Origin of the sequence: Paenibacillus stellifer, from assembly GCF_000758685.1 — a bacterium.
Taxonomy (GTDB): Bacteria; Bacillota; Bacilli; order Paenibacillales; family Paenibacillaceae; genus Paenibacillus_AQ; species Paenibacillus_AQ stellifer.
This window is the reverse complement of sequence record NZ_CP009286.1, coordinates 4,224,912-4,243,970: the sequence shown is the minus strand read 5'-3', so window position 1 is coordinate 4,243,970 and position 19,059 is coordinate 4,224,912. Positions and strand designations below refer to the sequence as shown.

Annotated in this window: 16 protein-coding genes; 15 read left to right on the top strand and 1 reads right to left on the bottom strand. The window is 54.0% G+C overall.

Annotation, left to right across the window (positions count from 1 at the left end; translation table 11 throughout):
- Positions 1–89 precede the first annotated feature (89 nt).
- From PSTEL_RS19545 to PSTEL_RS19520, 6 genes are all read left to right on the top strand, one after another.
- Positions 90–341: a post-transcriptional regulator gene (locus PSTEL_RS19545; RefSeq protein ID WP_038697935.1), complete on the top strand. Its 252-nt coding sequence runs from the start codon at positions 90–92 to the stop codon at positions 339–341.
- 307 nt (positions 342–648) lie between these two features.
- Positions 649–1,899: a protein translocase subunit SecD gene (gene secD, locus PSTEL_RS27195; RefSeq protein ID WP_038697932.1), complete on the top strand. Its 1,251-nt coding sequence runs from the start codon at positions 649–651 to the stop codon at positions 1,897–1,899.
- Complete coding sequence (gene secF, locus PSTEL_RS27190; RefSeq protein WP_084065194.1) at positions 1,889–2,794, top strand: protein translocase subunit SecF; 906 nt, start codon at positions 1,889–1,891, stop codon at positions 2,792–2,794. The genes secD and secF overlap by 11 nt, the downstream gene beginning before the upstream one ends.
- A gap of 105 nt (positions 2,795–2,899) precedes the next feature.
- Positions 2,900–3,862: a cation diffusion facilitator family transporter gene (locus tag PSTEL_RS19530; RefSeq protein ID WP_038697930.1), complete on the top strand. Its 963-nt coding sequence runs from the start codon at positions 2,900–2,902 to the stop codon at positions 3,860–3,862.
- Between the two features lie 31 nt (positions 3,863–3,893).
- Entirely contained in the window at positions 3,894–6,293 is a 2,400-nt protein-coding gene (gene recJ, locus PSTEL_RS19525) for a single-stranded-DNA-specific exonuclease RecJ (RefSeq protein ID WP_038697928.1), read from the top strand.
- A 138-nt stretch (positions 6,294–6,431) separates the two neighbouring features.
- On the top strand, positions 6,432–6,950 hold the full coding sequence (locus PSTEL_RS19520) for an adenine phosphoribosyltransferase (RefSeq protein ID WP_038697927.1): 519 nt from the start codon (positions 6,432–6,434) through the stop codon (positions 6,948–6,950).
- 166 nt (positions 6,951–7,116) lie between these two features.
- On the opposite strand, the gene uraA is transcribed toward PSTEL_RS19520, so the two are convergent.
- Positions 7,117–8,433 (bottom strand): uracil permease, encoded by a 1,317-nt coding sequence (gene uraA, locus PSTEL_RS19515; protein ID WP_038701306.1) that lies wholly within the window; start codon positions 8,431–8,433, stop codon positions 7,117–7,119.
- Between the two features lie 287 nt (positions 8,434–8,720).
- Between uraA and PSTEL_RS19510 the strand changes: the two genes are divergently transcribed.
- From PSTEL_RS19510 to PSTEL_RS19475, 9 genes are all read left to right on the top strand, one after another.
- Positions 8,721–10,898, top strand: coding sequence for a RelA/SpoT family protein (locus PSTEL_RS19510; protein ID WP_038697926.1), 2,178 nt, complete (start codon positions 8,721–8,723; stop codon positions 10,896–10,898).
- A 42-nt stretch (positions 10,899–10,940) separates the two neighbouring features.
- Positions 10,941–11,384, top strand: coding sequence for a D-aminoacyl-tRNA deacylase (gene dtd, locus PSTEL_RS19505; protein ID WP_038697925.1), 444 nt, complete (start codon positions 10,941–10,943; stop codon positions 11,382–11,384).
- Positions 11,385–11,578: 194 nt separating this feature from the next.
- Positions 11,579–12,289 carry an HAD family hydrolase gene (locus tag PSTEL_RS19500; RefSeq protein ID WP_038697923.1) on the top strand — a complete coding sequence of 237 codons (711 nt, stop codon included), beginning with the start codon at positions 11,579–11,581 and terminating at the stop codon, positions 12,287–12,289.
- 221 nt (positions 12,290–12,510) lie between these two features.
- Entirely contained in the window at positions 12,511–12,669 is a 159-nt protein-coding gene (locus PSTEL_RS27725; protein ID WP_156995918.1) for a hypothetical protein, read from the top strand.
- Positions 12,670–12,870: 201 nt separating this feature from the next.
- Positions 12,871–13,401, top strand: a complete 531-nt coding sequence (locus PSTEL_RS19495) for a type 1 glutamine amidotransferase domain-containing protein (protein WP_038697921.1) — start codon at positions 12,871–12,873, stop codon at positions 13,399–13,401.
- Positions 13,402–13,545: 144 nt separating this feature from the next.
- Entirely contained in the window at positions 13,546–13,977 is a 432-nt protein-coding gene (locus tag PSTEL_RS19490; protein WP_038697919.1) for a hypothetical protein, read from the top strand.
- Between the two features lie 719 nt (positions 13,978–14,696).
- The gene (gene hisS, locus PSTEL_RS19485) at positions 14,697–15,959 is read left to right on the top strand and encodes a histidine--tRNA ligase (protein ID WP_038697917.1); all 1,263 of its coding nucleotides are present in this window, start codon (positions 14,697–14,699) and stop codon (positions 15,957–15,959) included.
- A gap of 97 nt (positions 15,960–16,056) precedes the next feature.
- Positions 16,057–17,832 carry an aspartate--tRNA ligase gene (gene aspS / locus PSTEL_RS19480; protein ID WP_038697915.1) on the top strand — a complete coding sequence of 592 codons (1,776 nt, stop codon included), beginning with the start codon at positions 16,057–16,059 and terminating at the stop codon, positions 17,830–17,832.
- Positions 17,833–17,992: 160 nt separating this feature from the next.
- A complete protein-coding gene (locus PSTEL_RS19475) occupies positions 17,993–19,015 on the top strand; it encodes a LacI family DNA-binding transcriptional regulator (protein WP_038697912.1) in 1,023 nt (340 codons plus the stop codon).
- The last annotated feature ends 44 nt before the right edge of the window (positions 19,016–19,059 follow it).

The window sequence follows — 19,059 nt, the reverse complement described above, 5'->3', positions numbered from 1 at the left end:
ACAGTAAAGAAGGAAAGCGGGTGTAGAGGTCGAATATAAAATATTGAACGTTTGTTATGGACGTAACAGGGGCACCGGAGGTGGAGCACGTGGAATCGGAACAGGAAGAACAGGAGCTGCCCGCTAAGGATATCGAAGCCATGTGTCTCAGCAAAGCGGAGGAATTCCGGCTCCTCGGCTATGAATATGTGACGGCCGCTGACATTTGGGACTGTGTCAGCCGGAATTATGCCAAGGAAGGGACCCCGCCGCTGCACCGGGTGGTGAACGATATTTACTCGCTGAAGGTGACGACATACATGAATTACCTGACGATATCCGCCTACAAGGGTTTGAAATAATCCCGGTGACTGTCTCGCCTGTGCGAGCGGCTTCATTTGCTATTATGTTTTGGAAGAAAGGCTGCCCAGGCAGCCATCATCTGTACGGAAGGCTTGCGCGCTCCCGTCTTGCGCATAGAGTCGGCCGTTTTTTTATGGAAAATGATGGAACGTTCCGCCTCTATGTCCGTATGTCCATAGATGTGGATAATTTGGACGAGTTTAGCTTCAGGCGCGCGGGGAATGCCAATACCTGCTTAATTGACGCTTATTTGGCACCTAGCTATAATAGGAATATTGAGTTGAAGAAAGGGGAACTAGCAAGAGCATGAAAAGACTTCTGAGCTTCATCATCACCGTGCTGGTCCTGACGGCTGTTATGGCGGTATCTACGCCCGGTCTTCTGGACAAAGTGCGGCTTGGTCTTGATTTGAAAGGCGGCTTTGAAATTTTGTATCAAGCTACGCCTTCCGAGCAGGGCCAGCAGTTGACCCGTGCTTCTCTGCTGCAGACCGCTGCAGCCCTTGAGAAACGTGCCAACGTGCTTGGAACGAGCGAACCCGAGGTTACGACCGAAGGTACGGATCGGATCCGTCTGAAAATCGCCGGTGTCACCAACGAGGCTGAGGTAAGAGAGAAGATGAAGGACCCCGCGGTGCTCACGTTCCGCAGTGCCGCAGAAGGCGATCCTGAAGGCACTTATAGCAAGATCGAACTGGTCGGCAGCGATTTCGTCGAGAATGCCGCTACCGTCGGCCGCGACAACCTGAATCAGATCGAAATCAGCATCAAGGTTAAAGATAAAGATAAATTCGCGGAAATTACGAAGCGTCTATTAGGCAAAAAACTGGCTATTTATCTTGATGATACGAAGCTGTCCGATCCAGAGGTTAGAGCAGTGCTGACGGAGGGGACGGCTTCCATCTCCGGCAACTATACTATTTCTGCTGCCCGTGAACTGGCTGACACGATCAATCTCGGAGCGCTGCCGCTGAAGCTTACGGAGAAATACTCCCAAAGCGTTGGCGCCACTCTTGGCAAGCAGTCGCTGGACGATACCATTCGTGCCGGTCTGATTGCTTCCGTGCTCATTCTGATCTTCATGATCGGCATGTACCGGATTCCGGGGCTCGTCGCAAGCTTTGCGCTGATCCTTCACACCTGGCTGCTCATTCTGGTGTTTGTGCTGGCGGATTTCACGCTGACGCTACCCGGCATCGCCGCCTTCATTCTAGGGATCGGGATGGCGGTTGACGCCAACATCATTACGAACGAACGCATCCATGAAGAAATGCGCAGCGGCAAGAGCATTATGTCTTCCGTCAAAGCAGGCAGCAAGTCCTCTTTCCGGACGGTTATCGACTCCAATGTGACGACAATTATCGTAGCGGCGGTCATGTTCGCATTCGGCACCGGTTCGGTCAAAGGCTTCGCGCTCGTGCTGATTGTGGAAATTCTGCTCAGTATCGCTACAAACCTTTATTTCGCACGCTGGATGCTGAACCAGCTTGTCAAAGCCGGCAAGCTGAGCAAGCCGAAGCAGTTCGGTGTAAAGGAGAGTGAAATCAATGCACTTTAAGAAAGAGCTCGATTATGTGCATTTAAGCAAGTACTTCTATATCTTCTCAATTTCGCTGACCGTAATCGGCATTGTGTTCCTTGCCATCTTCAACCTGAATTACAGCGTTGACTTCAAGGCCGGCTCCAACGTGGATGTTTCCTTGACGAAGACGCTGACCCAGGAACAAATCGATGGCGCCATTAAGGGTATAAAAAGTGGTCACGAGCCTAGCTTGACGATAGGCAGCCAGCGGGTCAATATCCGCTATGACGAAGTGCTCACCAGCGCGGAGGACGAAGCCCTCAAGGCAGCGATTACTAAGCTGGATGACAAGGCGTCGTTCGAGATCAATACCGTCGACACTGAAATGGCCAAAGAGCTGGCCCGCAATGCCATTTATGCGGTGCTGATGTCCTGTATCGGGATCATTATTTATGTCAGCATCCGGTTCGAATGGCGTTTTGCGATCGCGGCTATCGTGGCCCTGGTCCATGATGCATTTATGGTCGTTGCCGTCTTCTCCATCTTCCGCCTGGAGGTGGACCTGACGTTCATCATCGCGGTTCTGACCATCATCGGTTATTCCATTAACGACACCATAGTTATCTTTGACCGGATTCGCGAGAATCTGCGGTTCGGCAAGCAGAAGACTTACGACGATTTGAAGACCCTGGTCAACAAGAGTGTGTCGCAGACGATCATGCGCTCCCTGTATACGGCGCTCACCGTCTTCATCGCGGCATTCTTCCTGATGATACTTGGTGGAGAATCCATCAGAATGTTCTCACTCGCCATGGTAGTCGGCCTGCTGTTCGGGGCTTACTCCTCCATCTTTATCGCCAGCCCGCTGTGGCTCCTGCTGAAGAAGAACCAGAAATCCAAGGTGAAGAGCAAGCCAGCTAAAGCCCAATGATGTTACTTGAAGGCCGCGTCCGAGACGACGCGGCTTTTGAAACCCTGAAGGAAGACGGAATTCCCTCATTATGCGAGTCAAAGGTTCGGCAAGGAGGTAACCCGGATGAATGACAACTATTCGTCAAGAAACGAACGAGTGTCGTGGACTGGAATCGCCGGCGATTTCACGCTGGCTCTGGCCAAAGGCGGCGTAGGCTATTTCTCGGGAAGCAAGGCATTAATTGCCGATGCCCTATACTCCGGAGCGGATGCAGCGGCGAAGCTGTCGGAGATTCTTCCCTGGCAGGGAGGCTCCGAGGGTAACCGAAAGCGGAGACTGAATACGCGGGACGCCAATAAGAACGGCGAGCCTGTGCTGCCTGTCGTATTTGCAGTGCTGATTCTGATGGGAGGACTGCAGATTGCTTTTTCCGCCATTCGGGATCTGACCAGCGGAGATTTGAGGCCTTCGGGAGAACTTTCCATTCTGATCATCTGTCTGTCCCTGCTTGTGAAGGAAGTCATTTTTCAATATCAATACCGGTATTTTCAGAAGCTGGGCAACGGCAGCCACGCCGCCTATGCAGATAACCACCGCTTTAGCCTGTATACGTCACTGACCGTTCTGATCGGTGCTGTCTCTTCCATGCTCGGCGGCTATCTGAACTGGCATCCGCTCGTATATCTGGACCCCATTGCCGCGCTGCTGGCGGCCTGCCTCATTCTTCGGAGAGGCTACCTGCTGATTATGAGCACCATCTACGGGAAGAAGAGTCTTGAAGTGCCGCATGAAGATTCGGTCAGCTTTATTGATACCGTGCAGAAGGTGCACGGCGTCATTCGGGTGGAGCAGCTCAAGGCGTTGGAAGAAGGGCGGCATGTCAATCTCCAGGTGACGATCAGCGTCAACCCCAGAATCAGCGTAATGGAGGCCTATGAAATCGCCGATTGCGCCAAAAAGCTGCTGCTGCACCGTTTTGTCCATGTCGGCGAGGTGCATATGGATGTCGTGCCGTATGAAGCCGGTTACCCGTATAAGACCAACTTCGAGCTGACGGACAGCGAAATGCCGACACTGCTGCAATAGGTGTCTTTAGGCGAGAGAAAGGTGAATAATTGTGCTTCATTCCAAAACCAAATGGCAATCTCCGGCAGCCGACCCCGCTCTTAGCGGGGAACTGGCCCGGAGACTTTCTATTTCTCCCCTTGTTGCTTCTTTGTTGGCCGCAAGGGGAATGACGGAGCCCGGGGAAGCGCTGCAGTTTATCCGCGGAGGGGCTGATGAGGAGCATGATCCTTTTCTGCTCAAGGGCATGAAGGAGGCTGTTCCCCGAATCCGCAGAGCCCTTGAGGACGGGGAGCATATTCTCGTATACGGCGATTACGACGCCGATGGGGTATCCAGCACATCGCTGATGATTCACCTGCTGCGCCGGCTGGGAGCATCCTTTGACATTTATATTCCCCACCGCTCCAATGAAGGCTACGGGCTGCATAATCATGCGCTGGATTGGGCACTGCAGCAGGGAGTTACGCTGATCCTTACCGTAGACACAGGAATCAGCGCCTGCAGTCAGATTGCTTATGCCAATGAGCTCGGTATGGACGTCATCGTTACGGACCACCATGAGCCTCCCGAGGTTCTGCCGCCTGCATACTCGCTCATTAACCCCAAGCTGCCGGATTGCCCGTATCCGTTCAAAGGACTGTGCGGAGTCGGGGTAGCCTACAAGCTGGCTCAGGCCCTTCTTGGCACAGACGTCCCCGAGGAATGGACAGAAATCGTTGCGATTGGAACGATCGCCGACCTGATGCCGCTGCTCGGCGAGAACCGGGCATTGGTCCGGCGGGGGCTTGCCAGTATGCGCCAAACCCGGTATCCCGGGATTCGGGCGCTGCTGGAAGTGAGCGCGGTTCCGGTCGAGCGGGTCGGGGCGATCAATGTCGCTTTTGCACTGGCTCCCCGGATCAATGCCAGCGGAAGGCTGGATCACGCGGGAAGAGCGGTCTCCCTGCTGACGACAGAAGACGCAGATGACGCGGAACTGCTTGCCTCGGAATTGGACATGCTGAATAAAGAGCGGCAAATGGTCGTGGAGCGCATCGTTACGGAAGCGGCGGCCGCTCTTGAGGAGAAGATGAACGGCGGCCCTGTTCCGCATGTCATTGTGTTGGCGGGGGAAGGCTGGAATGTCGGCGTAGTCGGCATTGTGGCCTCCAAGCTTCTGGAGCGGTATTACCGGCCGGTCATCATTCTGGATATTCATCCGGAGACAGGCAACTGCAAAGGTTCAGCCCGTTCGATACCCGGTCTGGACATCTACTCGGCGCTGTCTTCCTGCAGTGAGCTGATGGATCATTACGGCGGCCATCCGGCAGCCGCAGGGATGAGCCTGCACCGCGACCGGCTGGAGGAGTTCGCGGCCGCGCTTGAATCCTATGCGTCCGGCGTCCTGCGGGAGGAGCATCTGGTGCCGGTAACGCAGACGGACGGCGAGTACAAGCTGGCCGATCTGTCGCTTCAAGCGGCTGAGGAGCTTGAACTGCTGGCCCCGTTCGGCATGAGCAATCCGCTGCCGAAATTTATTGTACGCGGTGCGGTCGTTCAAGAGACGCGCACGATGGGGCAGGGCAGCCGTCATCTGAAGCTGACGCTGCGCCAGGGCGGCGTCACAACGGACGCCGTCGCCTTCGGCAAAGGGGAGCTTGCGGAGCTGCTTCCCCGGGGAACGGTGATCGACGTTCTGGCGGAGCTGTCGATCAATGAATGGAACGGCTCCCGCAAGGTGCAGCTCATGCTGCAGGACCTGGCCGTACCGGAGCCGCAGCTGTTCGATTACCGCGGAGCCCGGGATTCCGCGGTGAAAATGCAGCGCCTGCGCAGCGTGCTGCTGCCGCCGGCAGGCGGACAGGCGCGCATAGCCGCACTGGTCCGCAAGAACCGGCTGCATGAACGTGCGCAGCCGGAATGGCAGGGAGTACCGTTTTGGGTATATGATGAGTATAACGGGATTGCTCCGGCGGACAGTCCGGACTCCGATGCGGATTCGGTCACGCTGGTCTGCCTGCTGGACATGCCGGAATCGGCCCGGCAGCTGGATGCAGTGCTGGAGGCTTTTCCGAATGTCGAAAATATCGCGCTCCTTCATTCGCTGCCAGGCGAACGGGATCGTCTTCTCGTACCGACACGCGAACATTTTAAAGCCATCTATAAATGGCTGGCGGCGATTGCCGCGAGTCCGGTGTCCGAGCAGGAAGCGCTGCTGACGCTTGGGCGCAAGCTGCCGCTTAGCCAGCGGATGCTGAGAATGATGCTGGATGTGTTCGAGGAGCTTGAATTTATCCGGAAGGAATCGGGAAGGATCGCTTTTGTGACCCGCCCGGCCGCTCGGGAGCTAACCTCTTCGAGCCGATTCGTCCAGCTTAGCGAGCTGGCGGAGATGGAGCGCTATTTCATGGAGAGCAGTCCGGCGGAGCTTTGGCAGTGGATGGAGTCGCGCCGGCTGGGCGTTTCGTAATCCGCTTCCGTTGCAAGTTTTGCGAAGATAAACCAGGTAAGCTTATGCTATCAAAACTAAGTGTATGCTTCCGTTGTCAGTTTTGCGAAGTAATATTCAAGGGAGCGTATGCTATCAAAACTTTTAGGAGGAGTTAGTTTGGACTTCAAAGAAATCATCCGCGTGGTACCGGATTTTCCGACAGCGGGCATCAGCTTCAAGGATATTACAACACTGCTTAAGGACGGCCCCATGTACCGTCAGGCCATCGACGCGCTGAAAGAGCGTGTGGCCCATCTGAAAATCGATGTGATCGCCGGACCCGAAGCGCGGGGCTTTGTAGTCGGAGCTCCCCTCGCTTATGCGCTGGGCGTTGGCTTCGTGCCGATCCGCAAGAGCGGCAAGCTGCCATACCAGACGATTGAAGCTGCGTATGATCTGGAATACGGCAAAGACCGGCTCGCGGTACATACCGACTCCATCCTGCCGGGACAAAATGTGCTGATCGCCGACGATCTGCTCGCTACCGGCGGCACGATCTCCACAGCGGTCAACCTGGTTCGCCAACTGGGGGGCAATGTGGTGGGAGCGGCGTTTCTGATCGAGCTTGATCTCCTCGAAGGCCGCAAGAAGCTGCCTGACATTGAAGTCATTTCTCTTCTCAGCTACGAAGACTAAGCCGTCTTGAGAAACGTAATTTCCCGGCGAACGGGAAGATTCGACTTTTTACTATTTTCCGGGAAATAAAATACCGGCAGACTGTCCGTCTTACGCACGGAGGTCTGCCGGTTTTTCTTTTTACAAGCTCATAATTATGGTAGATGTTTATTCCTCATAGGCCGTTCTATACGTCGGAGGCGTCTGCCTGCTTGATTTCTTCCTTGTCATTGGAAAGGCCCAGCACCTCGAACAGCTTGAACAGCAGGGAGAGGACCATACCCGTAATTGTCGCAAGCGCCATCCCCTTCAGTTGGACGCCCCAAAACGTCAGCGTGGTGCCGCTGATACCGACAACGAGCACGATCGACGCGAGAATCATATTGGTCGGCTTGGCGAAATCGACCTTCTGCTCCACGAAAATGCGGAGGCCCGAAGCGGCGATAACCCCGAACAGCAGCAGTGAGACGCCGCCCATGACTGGCTGCGGAATATTGGAGATAATGGAAGAGAAGGTGCCTGAGAACGACAGCAGGATGGCAATAATCGCAGCTCCGCCGATGACGTATACGGAATACACTTTTGTTAGCGCCATGACCCCGATGTTCTCACCGTAAGTCGTATTGGGAGTGGAACCGACAAATCCGGATAGAATGGTGGATATGCCGTTGCCCATCAGCGAGCGGTCCAGCCCAGGGTCCTTGGTAAGATCCTTGCCCACAATGTTGCTCGTTACGAGCAGATGCCCGATATGCTCCACGATGACGACAAGCGACACCGGAATAATGGTCAGGATGACCGACCAGTCGAATGAGGGCGTTGTCACGGTCGGATGGGCAAGAAAATGAGCTTTCGAAATAGCCGCCGTATCTACCCGGCCCATCAGATAAGCTAGAACGTATCCAGTAGTAATCCCGATCAGGATATGAATGATCTTGGGGAAGCCGCGGAACAGCACCGCGCCGATAACCGTCACGCCCAGCGTGACCATCGACAGGGTAATGGCTCCGTGGTCAGGCGTCCAGTCAGCTGCTCCGGAGGGAGCGATCAGTCCGGCCATCTGCGCCGCTACCGGCACAAGCTCCAGACCGATGGTGGCAACGATCGCGCCCATGACGGCGGGAGGAAAGACAACATCGATCCAGCGCGTTCCGGCGTACCTGATGATTAAGGCGACAAGTACAAAAATAATGCCCGTCACGATAAAAGCGCCCAGCGCCAGCGAGTAGCCGTGGCTGTGATCGTTCTTATGATCGAGCAGCACAGCCGAGACAGGCGAGATAAAGGCGAAGCTGGAGCCGAGATAGGCCGGTATTTTTCCTTTGCAGATCAAAATGTACAGCAGTGTTCCGATACCGTTCATGAGAAGAATCATGCCGGGGTCAACCCCGAACAGATTGGGAACCAGCACCGTGCTGCCGAACATGGCGAATAAATGCTGAAGGCTTAAGAGAAAGCCCGGTCCCAGAGGGAGCCTTTCGTTAACTTGAATTTCGCGTTGCAATCCGTTCACTCCTTGTTGGTATGAAATCTTGACGTCGGCTGTAAGGAAAACCGCCTTTACCAGATTATATAGATTGTCTCTTTTTTTCAACAACATTTTCACGGGAATATGCAATTTCCTGGCTTCTGGAATCGAATCGTCTGAGAAATGCCACAAGGTGGGAAGTGTTGACGTAATCCGCCACAAGCGTCATAATTATAGGAAAACTTACGAACCGAACCCTGCCTGCGTGCAAGCGCTACGGCTCGGGTTCATTTTATTACAGAAAGGACACGGATACGACGAGTATGGGCATTGAGCGATTACTGGAAAAGGCCGGAGCCTATATAAAAGAAAAAGACCTTCCGCGCATACAAGAAGCTTATGAATTTGCCGACCAGGCCCACTACGGGCAGGTGCGCAAATCGGGAGAGCCATACATCCTCCATCCGTTAGCGGTTGCCGATATTGTTGTAGGCATGCAGATGGATGTCATTTCAATTATTGCGGCTCTGCTGCATGATGTTGTGGAAGATACGACGGTATCGCTCGAACAGATCCGGGAGAAATTCGGCGACACCTGCGCCATGCTCGTAGACGGCCTGACCAAGCTGGAGCGCATCCGTTTCCGGTCCAAGGAAGAGCAGCAGAACGAGAATTACCGCAAGATGTTCATCGCCATGGCGCAGGACATCCGTGTGATTGTAATCAAACTGGCGGACCGCCTTCATAATATGCGTACTCTGAAATATCAATCGGAAGAAAGCCAGCGGCGCATCTCGTATGAGACGCTGGAGATTTTCTGTCCCATCGCCGACCGTCTCGGTATTTCCGCGATCAAGTGGGAGATGGAGGATATTGCGCTCCGTTATTTGAACCCCCAGCAGTATTACCGGATAGCCAATCTGATGCACAAAAAACGCGCCGAGCGCGAGCAGTTCATCGATAGCGTCATCAGCCGCATCCGTGTCAAGCTGGACGAAATGGGCATTGAGGGCGATCTTTCAGGCCGCCCCAAGCATATTTACAGCGTCTACAACAAAATGACGACGAAGAACAAGCAGTTCAATGAAATCTACGATCTGCTGGCGATACGGATTATCGTTGACAACATCAAGGATTGTTATGCCACGCTGGGCATTATCCACACGCTGTGGAAGCCGATGCCCGGACGTTTCAAGGATTACATCGCCATGCCAAAGGCGAATATGTATCAGTCTTTGCATACGACGGTTGTGGGTCCCGGCGGAGAACCGACGGAAGTTCAAATCCGGACCTGGGAAATGCACCGCACGGCCGAATTTGGAATAGCAGCACACTGGGCATACAAGGAGGGAAGCGGCACAACCGCCAATCCTGAGAACCGGATGCCTTTTTTTCGCGAGATTTTGGAGCTTCAGCATGAAGCCAAGGATGCCTCGGAGTTTGTCGAATCGCTAAAAATGGACTTTTTCTCCGACCTCGTCTTCGTGTTCACCCCGAAAGGGGAAGTCATCGAGCTGCCTGCGGGCTCCGTGCCGCTTGATTTTGCGTTCCGCATTCATACGGAGGTCGGCAACCGCACCATCGGCGCGAAGGTGAACGGACGGATTGTCCCGCTCGATCATAAACTCAAGACCGGTGATATTGTCGAAATCCTGACCTCGAAGCATTCCTACGGGCCGAGCCGGGATTGGCTCAAGATCGCTCAGTCTTCGCATGCCAGAAGCAAGATCAAGCAGTGGTTCAAGAAGGAGAAGCGCGAGGAGAACGTCGAGAAGGGACGCGAGGCAATCGAACGGGAGCTGAAGCGGCTCGGCATTGAACCATCCGAATGGATGACTGATGACAAGCTGCTGGAAGCGGCCAAAAAATTCGCGTTCAACGATATCGAGGATATGCTCTCCGCAGTCGGTTTTGGCGGCATTACGGCTGCGCAGATCGCCACGCGCTTGACCGAGAAGCTCCGCAAGGAGCAGGAGGAAGCCGCGGTGGCTCACTTAGAGCTTACGACGGAGAAGAAGGAAATCAAGGTTGCCGAGAAGCGCAACCAGCCTACGAACGGCGTCCGTGTCAAAGGCATCGACAATCTGCTGGTCCGTTTCGCCAGATGCTGCAACCCGGTGCCGGGGGACGATATTGTAGGTTACGTGACGCGCGGCCGCGGCGTCTCGGTGCACCGCTCGGACTGTCCGAACATCAAGGCCGAGGAGAGCGAGGAAGCCGCACGCGTCATTGAGGTGGAATGGGAAGGCAGCATGGAGGCGAATTACAGCGTCGACATCGAAATTACAGGCCATGACCGGAGCGGTCTGCTGAACGAAGTGCTGCAGGCGGTCTCCGAGAGCAAGACCAACATTTCGGCGGTTACCGGACGTTCCGACAAGAACAAGATGGCGCTGATTCATATGACGATTCTGATTCGAAACACGGATCATTTATATTCCGTTGTGGAGAAGGTGAAGCGGGTCAAGGATGTGTACACCGTTCACCGGATCATGCAGTAAGCGGAAGCTTGGGGACATTGGCGGTCGGGGGATGTGACAGAAGTGAGAGTTGTGGTGCAGCGCTGCAAGGAGGCGCGGGTAACCGTTGCAGGTGAGACGGCAGGAGCTATCGGCGAAGGGCTCATGCTTCTAGTAGGCGTGACCCATGAAGATACCGAGAAGGACGCCAAATACCTCGCCGATAAAGTCGCCGGTCTTCGGATTTTTGAGGATGAAGCGGGCAAAATGAACCACAGCGTTACCGAGACCGGAGGAGCGATACTCTCCGTATCCCAGTTCACGCTGTACGGCGACTGCCGCAAAGGGCGGCGTCCGAACTTCATGGCGGCAGCGGCTCCTGAAGAGGCGAAACGGCTGTATGATTATTTTAACCGGGAGCTGGCCGGGCATGGTCTTGGCGTGGAGACCGGTATATTCGGGGCGATGATGGATGTCTCGCTTACGAACTGGGGGCCGGTTACCCTGATCGTGGACAGCCGGGCATAAAGGAAAGGGATAGAGAAGGAGTGAGTGCGCTCCGGCTCATCCCTTTTTTTATGAAAATCCACAGATGCGAAAAAGCAGGCATGGTCAAGGGCTAGCAAGTGTTCTCCATTCACTAAATCGTTTCACCCAAGTCCGATAACTTGCTTTATAATGTTACAATGTAGAGCTAATCAGCGGATATATGGAGGGGAACTATGTACAAGACAGTCATTTTCGATTTATACGGAACGTTGATCAATATTCATACTGATGAGAGTGATGAGCAGCTCTGGCAGACCTTAAGCTTTCATTTCCGGTATAGCGGAGTGCCCATCGAAGCTCAGGAACTGTTCCGCGAATTTCATGAAGAGATCGGCCGGCAGATGAGCTGCCCGAAGACGCCTTGCGAATTCCCCGATTTCGTAATGGAGGAGACGTTCGAGGCGATTGCAGCCCGCAAAGGCGTCAAGCTCGGCAGAGCCTGGGCGGAGGAAACCGTCCGTTGGCTGCGCCTCTTGTCCATGCGGCGGCTTGAGCTATACGACGGAGTTGAGGAAACACTTCTCGCGCTCCGCGAAAAGGGCTGCAAGCTGTATCTGCTCTCGAACGGGCAGAAGACGTTTGTCGAAGCGGAACTGCGGGTGCTTGGACTGGACAAGCTGCTTGACGGCATCGCCATTTCGTCCGAAGCGGGCATCAGCAAGCCAGACCCGCTGTTCTTCGGATATCTGGCGGATACTTACGGAGCCGACCTGTCTTCAGCAGTTATGATCGGCAACGATCATACAACCGATGTGGAAGGCGCGCGCCGGGCAGGCATCGATGCGATCTATATTCATTCGAACAGTTCGCCGGACGCAACGGAGGTCGATTGCAAATACCAGATATGGGACGGAGATTTCCGGCGGATTCTGGATTTTGTATAGCCATTCCTGGACAATGTCAATATGAGAGGTTAAAAAAGTTGTTTCGCGGCGACGGCTGCGAAGCAGCTTTTTTTATGAAAATTAACAGATATGCAGTTCGAGTTACAGAACAATACTGTCCTTGATCCACCCCGCGGGCAAGTAGTCTTCGCGGATAGAGAATCCGCAGATGGGGCACACTGCTGTTGCAACTATCCTGTCAGCCATCGGAGAGAATGAACATGAGACTTTCGCCTCAGGCCAACGCCTGGACACGGCTCGGTGCTCTTTCGGCAGGCAGCCGGAGCGAGGCCAGCGCCTCTGCCAAGGAATCGGGCGAAACCGCGGTGCCCCGCGAGCTGTGCAAGGGACAGAGCCGGCTTCTGCTGCCGCGAACATAAGCGGGAGAGAGCCGAAGCATGGCGCTTTGCCGATCAAAGAAACTGCCCGGACTGTGAATTCATTGCGCTACTTCTATGCCGGTTCAGATACAGCATTTGAAAGGCCGACAGGCTTTAGTCTTCGCAACTGTGTTAGATGAAGAGCCAGGGCGGGTAATACATCAAAGAAGACGACCATATCAGAAAGGAGAAACTTTTACCATGAGTAAAGTAGCTTTTCTGCTGGCAAGTCAGTTTGAAGATTCCGAAATGAAGGTTCCGTACGAAGCCGTTAAAGAGGCTGGCCATGAGGCCGTTGTTATTGGATTGAAAAAAGACGAAACCCTAAAAGGCAAAAGAGGCGAAGCCTCTTATACAGCTGACAAGGCCATCTCCGAAGTGAAAGCGGCCGATTATGATGCGGTGGTGATCCCGGGAGGTTCTTCCCCTGAAGGACTGCGGTCAGACCCCGGCATTCTGAATTTTGTCAAGGAATTCAACTCGGCGGGCAAACCGATTGCAGCCATCTGCCACGGCCCGCAAATTCTGATCAGCGCGGGCTTGCTGAAAGGCCGGACGATCACTTCCTACCCTCCGCTTAAGGACGATATGGTGAACGCGGGAGCAACCTTCAAGGATGAAGAGGTGGTAGTGGATCAAAATTTCATTACTTCGCGCACACCGAAAGACGAACCTGCTTTCGTTCGCGAGCTGCTCCAGTCGCTTAAGGTTTCGGTATCATCACAAAACTAAGCGTATGCTTCCGAAGCAAGTTTTGTTGAAGATATCTCGGAGTAGTAATTCATCACAAAACTAAGCGTATGCTTCCGAAGCCAGTTTTGTTGAAGATATCTCGGAGTAGTTAATTCATCACAAAACTTTTAGGAGGGCGACATCATGACCAAGCGCATACAGGCTTATTTCAGAACAGAAGATGAGGCGGAAGGCGCCAAGACGGCGCTGATCGGCTACAAAGCGGACGGGCTGGATGTGTGGGAGCTTACGGACCCGCTCGGCAACGATCGGAATCTCCTGGTTCCGCTCTTGCCTGTCAACAATCTCGGGGGACTCAGTACCGGGACCGCACCGGTCAGCTACGGAGCAGCGCCTGCCGCGTATCCCGCAGTAGTTGCTGCGGGCGGAGAAGTTGACGATGAGACGGGGCGCGGCGGCAATTTTGGCGCTGACGATGTAAGAAATCAAGCCTATGACGATGCGGATCTGGGCGGTCTTCATTACGTCATGGAGATCAAGGCCAGCGATGATGATTTCGATGCCATTGTCCATTCGCTCCGCAGTAAAAACGGTTATGTCGAGGTTTTTGGTTAAAGCTTGATTAACAATTATCGGAGCCGGAAGCCTCAAGTAAAAACCCCGCTGTTCAGCAGGACAGCGGGGTTTGTTTTGGCGCCCAAAAATGCTAATATCCGACATTTATGAAGCGCTTTCATTTCTGTAATATATTCGTAATATGATGTACATGATCGCTTAATATAGCCTGTTTATAATAACAGCATGACCCCCTTTTTTATAATATATGTGATGGGCCCGGAGAGATGCTCTTCGGGTCATTTTTTGTCCGGCGCCGCAAAAAGAGGACATCACGTGTTAATCCTTGACTTTAGTGCTTTGATTCAGTAGAATCTATGGATATACGGTTATTAATAATTGTTTTGATGACGGGACCAAGTAATTCGATATCCACAACCCCAGAGAGGAATCCCCGTTGAATTTCAGATTGATGATTCCATCGTCAACCTATCATTCAACCCGGCTGCAAGGATTCTGTTGATGAGCGAATGAATGACTTCCCCGAGAACGTACGGCGAACAGCGGATTGATCCGCCTCAGTAGCCGCTGCGCGTAGGCGGGCGTTAACCGCTTGAAGCGGACGGAAGAACGTAAGAGTTCCGGCCGGAATGTGGGTGGTACCACGGGTGAATATCGTTAGGATAATCCCTCGTCCCTGTTGATGAAACAGGGCGGGGGATTTTTTTTTAATGCAAATTTGCAAATCTTCCAAGGGCATGTTCAGGAGGGATCATAAGTTGGCTAAAGAGAGAATCGAGAAGCCGACCGGAACGCAGGATTTCCTGCCCGGTGCGGTGGAGAGATGGCAGTTCGTCGAAGAAAAGGCCAGAGATCTGTGCCGGCGCTTCAATTACCGCGAAATTCGCACTCCGATGTTTGAGCATACAGAGCTGTTCGAGCGCGGCGTTGGCGAAACGACCGATATCGTGGAAGGCGAAATGTACAACTTCAAGGACAAGGGCGGCCGGGATCTGGCGCTGCGTCCGGAAGGAACGGCCGGCGTTGTCCGGGCCTATGTGCAGAACAAGCTGTATGGGGAGCCAGATGTCAGCAAGCTGTACTATATTGGACCGATGTTCCGTTATGAGCGTCCACAGGCGGGCCGGTACCGCCAGTTCCACCAGTTCGGGGTTGAGGCATTCGGAGCTGTTGATCCGGCGATCGACGCGGAGGTCATCTCCCTCGGTTACCAATTCTGCAAGGACCTCGGTCTGCAGGGTGTCCGGGTGGAGATCAACTCGGTCGGCAATATTCCGAGCCGCGCGGCTTACCGCGAGAAGCTGCTCGGCTTCCTGCGTCCGATGAAGGACAGCCTGTGCAGCGACTGCCAGCGCCGCATGGAGCGCAACCCGCTGCGCGTGCTGGACTGCAAGGTCGATCAGGACAAGTTCACGGACGCGCCGTCCATTCTGGACAGCCTGGACGAGGAATGCACCGAGCACTTCGCCAAAGTGCGAAGCCACCTGGAAGCGATGGGCGTTGATTATTCGGTCAATACCCGCCTTGTTCGCGGGCTCGACTATTACACGCACACGGCCTTTGAATACAAGGCGGCCGGCATCGGGTCCATTGACACCGTCGGCGGAGGCGGACGGTACAACGGCCTGGTCGCCGAGATCGGCGGACCGGACCAGCCGGGCATCGGCCTTGGCATCGGGCTCGAACGGATTCTCCTGATTCTGGAGCATCAGAAGATCGAGACAGGAGCGGTCAAGCCGCTCGATGTGTATCTGGTAGCGCTCGGCGAGGAAGCCGAGGCAGAGATTACGAAGCAGTTGTATCTGCTGCGCAGCCAAGGCTTCTCGGCGGAGCGCGATTATCTGGGCCGCAAAATGAAGGCGCAGCTTAAATCCGCCGACCGGATGTCGGCGCGCTTCACCGCCATTCTGGGCGAGGAAGAGCTGCAGCGGGGCGAAATCGCCCTGAAGTATATGGCGACCGGCGAGCAGCGGACCGTCAAGCTGGTGAATCTGGGCGAAGTGCTGGCGGAGCAGGCATAAAGCTCGACTCATAAGGCGGGCTGTAGAACAGGCCGAATTTCTTCGAAATAAGATTTTCTAAAGTTAGATTTTACTAAGGAAAGGGTATGATAATTTTATGCAAAGAACTCACAACTGCGGTCAGCTGACCCCCGAACACATCGGACAGACGGTTACATTGAACGGCTGGGTGCAGACCCGCCGTGACCTTGGGGGCGTACTGTTCATCGATCTCCGCGACCGCAGCGGCATCGTGCAGGTTGTCTTCAACCCGGCATACTCGGGCGAAGCGCTGCAGACAGCCGACAAGGTGCGCAGCGAATATGTAATCGCCGTGAAGGGCGAAGTCGTCAAGCGCGACCCGGAGACCGTTAACCCGAACCTGCCGACCGGCGAAATCGAAGTCCGCATTACGGAAATCGACGTGCTGAACGCGGCCAAGACGCCTCCTTTCTTCATCGAAGACGGTGTGGAAGTGGACGAGTCTCTCCGCCTGAAATACCGTTATCTTGACCTGCGCCGTCCGGAAATGCATAAGACGCTGCTGCTTCGTTCCAAGGCGGCCAAAATCTTCCGCGATTTCCTCGATGGTGAAGGCTTCCTCGATATCGAGACGCCAATTCTGACCAAGAGCTCGCCGGAAGGCGCGCGCGACTATCTGGTGCCAAGCCGGGTGCATGAAGGTGAGTTCTTCGCCCTTCCGCAGTCGCCGCAAATCTACAAGCAGCTGCTCATGGTAGGCGGTGTGGAGCGCTACTATCAGATCGCCCGCTGCTTCCGCGACGAAGACCTGCGCGCCGACCGCCAGCCGGAGTTCACCCAGGTCGACATCGAGACCTCGTTCCTGTCCCAGGAGGACCTGCTCTCCATGATGGAGCGCCTGATGCAGCGCCTGTTCAGAGAGACGGTCGGCGTCGAACTGGCGCTTCCGTTCCAGCGCCTGACTTATGCTGAAGCGATGGGCAAATACGGCTCGGACAAGCCGGACCTGCGTTTTGGCCTTGAGTTGATCGAAATGAACGACATCGTAGCCGGCAGCGGCGTGAAGGTGTTCGCATCCGTTATTGAAAAAGGCGGCGAAGTGAAGTGCCTGAACGCCAAGGGCTGCGGCACATGGACACGTAAGGAAATCGACGACCTCGGACCGTTCGCGGCCCGCTACGGAGCCAAAGGCCTTGCCTGGATTCAGGTCAAGGAAGGCGAATTCCGCGGCCCGATCGTGAAGTTCTTCACCGAGGAGGAAATCGCCAAGGTGAAGGAGCGCACGGGAGCCGAGGAGGGCGACCTGCTGCTGTTCTCCGCCGACACGAAGAAGATCGTAGCGGACGTTCTCGGCGCGCTTCGCCTGCGGATCGGCCGCCAGCTTGGCCTGATCGACGACAGTGTGTACAAATTCGCCTGGGTCACCGACTTTCCGCTGCTTGGATATGACGAGGATCAGAAGCGCTACGTGGCCGAGCATCATCCGTTCACTCGTCCGCGCGAGGAAGACATCGCCCTGTTCGACACCGATCCGGGTGCGATTCGCGCTCAGGCTTACGACATCGTGCTGAACGGTTACGAAGTCGGCGGCGGCTCCATGCGTATCTACAAGCGTGACGTGCAGGAGAAGATGTTTAATGCGATCGGTCTTTCTCCGGAAGAGGCTCAGGACAAATTCGGGTACCTGCTGGATGCGTTTGAATACGGCACGCCGCCTCACGGCGGCATCGCCTTCGGCTTTGACCGTCTGGTCATGCTGCTGGCTGGCCGCAGCAATCTGCGTGAGACGATCGCCTTCCCGAAGACGGCCAGCGCAACCGACCTGCTGATGAACGCTCCTTCCGAAGTCGAAACTTCGCAATTGGAGCAGCTGCATATCAAGGTGGCGCGAAAGCCTGTTGAAGCAAAATAAGAAAGTGGCTGCAAGAGGCTCCTGAAATCGGGAGCTTCTTTTTTTGGGAAAAGACGTGTGTTGAAAAACATGTTGACAAAGCAAGAAGAGAATGATTTAATCGAATTGCAGAGGATGTAACGTTTAATCAAGAGTTCACGCCAAGGGGTTCTAATTACATATGCACAACAAAGTGTCGATCAAAGATATCGCCCGAATTGCAAACGTCTCCATTGCTACTGTGTCTAATGTTATTAACGGAAAGGGCAGAGTATCTCCCAAGACAGTAAGCAAGGTTAACAAAATCATTCAGGATATGCATTTTGTGCCCAGTGCATCCGCTAGAAGCCTGAAGGATATGAATTCTCATCTGATTGCAGTTGTAGTGCCTTTTTTGGAAAAGGGAATGCTTCAGGACAATCCTTTCTATTGGGAGCTTGTTCGAGGGGTTGAGAGCGGCGCACGCCATCATGAGGTTCAGGTTATATTGCTGGGAATTGATGAGAACGAAGATTTTTCTTTTGTGAAACAGCGCCATTTGGACGGCCTGATCGTTGTCGGCGTTTTCGAGCATACCTTGGCCTTTCAGAAATTGCTGGACTTAGGTATTCCATGCGTATTTCTGGACAGTCATTTATCCAATCCTGATTTCCATCAGATTGATCTTGATGATGAAGCCGGCGGATATCTGGGAACGAGGCATCTGATTGGTCTAGGACATAAAGTGATCGGAGTGCTTACCGGTAAATTGGAGGAAGGCGGGGTTAATTATTACCGTCACCAAGGTTACTTGAGAGCGTTAAGAGAATCAGGGATTGAAGCCGGTCCGGAACTGGTATTTGAAGAAGCGCCGTCCATTCGAGGCGGATATCAGGTTGCCCAGAGGCTGGGAAGCTATAAGCCCAAAATCAGTGCGATCTTTGCCTTCTCCGATGTATCGGCCATTGGCTTGATTCGAGGGTTGCACGATATCGGCCTGTCTGTTCCGGCGGATCTGTCCGTAGTCGGATTTGACGATATCAATTATTCCGCCTACATGATCCCGTCACTTACAACCATTCGTCAAGATATCGTATCCAAAGGGCAAATCGCGGTCAAAATGCTGCTGGATCAAATTAACGGAACCGGTCTGACAGACAAAAAATCCGTAAAAATTCCTGTAAGCCTTTCTGTAAGACAGAGCAGTATAGTTAATATGATATAGTTAATAAAATATAGTTCTATCTGGTTAACGAGAGCTATATTTTT

Coding starts and splice junctions, on each gene's coding strand:
- PSTEL_RS19530 (WP_038697930.1), top strand. CDS start 2,900: ATGAATGACAACTATTCGTCAAGAAACGAACGAGTGTCGTGGACTGGA.
- PSTEL_RS19500 (WP_038697923.1), top strand. CDS start 11,579: ATGTACAAGACAGTCATTTTCGATTTATACGGAACGTTGATCAATATT.
- PSTEL_RS19510 (WP_038697926.1), top strand. CDS start 8,721: ATGGGCATTGAGCGATTACTGGAAAAGGCCGGAGCCTATATAAAAGAA.
- PSTEL_RS19475 (WP_038697912.1), top strand. CDS start 17,993: ATGCACAACAAAGTGTCGATCAAAGATATCGCCCGAATTGCAAACGTC.
- secD (WP_038697932.1), top strand. CDS start 649: ATGAAAAGACTTCTGAGCTTCATCATCACCGTGCTGGTCCTGACGGCT.
- secF (WP_084065194.1), top strand. CDS start 1,889: ATGCACTTTAAGAAAGAGCTCGATTATGTGCATTTAAGCAAGTACTTC.
- aspS (WP_038697915.1), top strand. CDS start 16,057: ATGCAAAGAACTCACAACTGCGGTCAGCTGACCCCCGAACACATCGGA.
- PSTEL_RS27725 (WP_156995918.1), top strand. CDS start 12,511: ATGAGACTTTCGCCTCAGGCCAACGCCTGGACACGGCTCGGTGCTCTT.
- PSTEL_RS19490 (WP_038697919.1), top strand. CDS start 13,546: ATGACCAAGCGCATACAGGCTTATTTCAGAACAGAAGATGAGGCGGAA.
- PSTEL_RS19495 (WP_038697921.1), top strand. CDS start 12,871: ATGAGTAAAGTAGCTTTTCTGCTGGCAAGTCAGTTTGAAGATTCCGAA.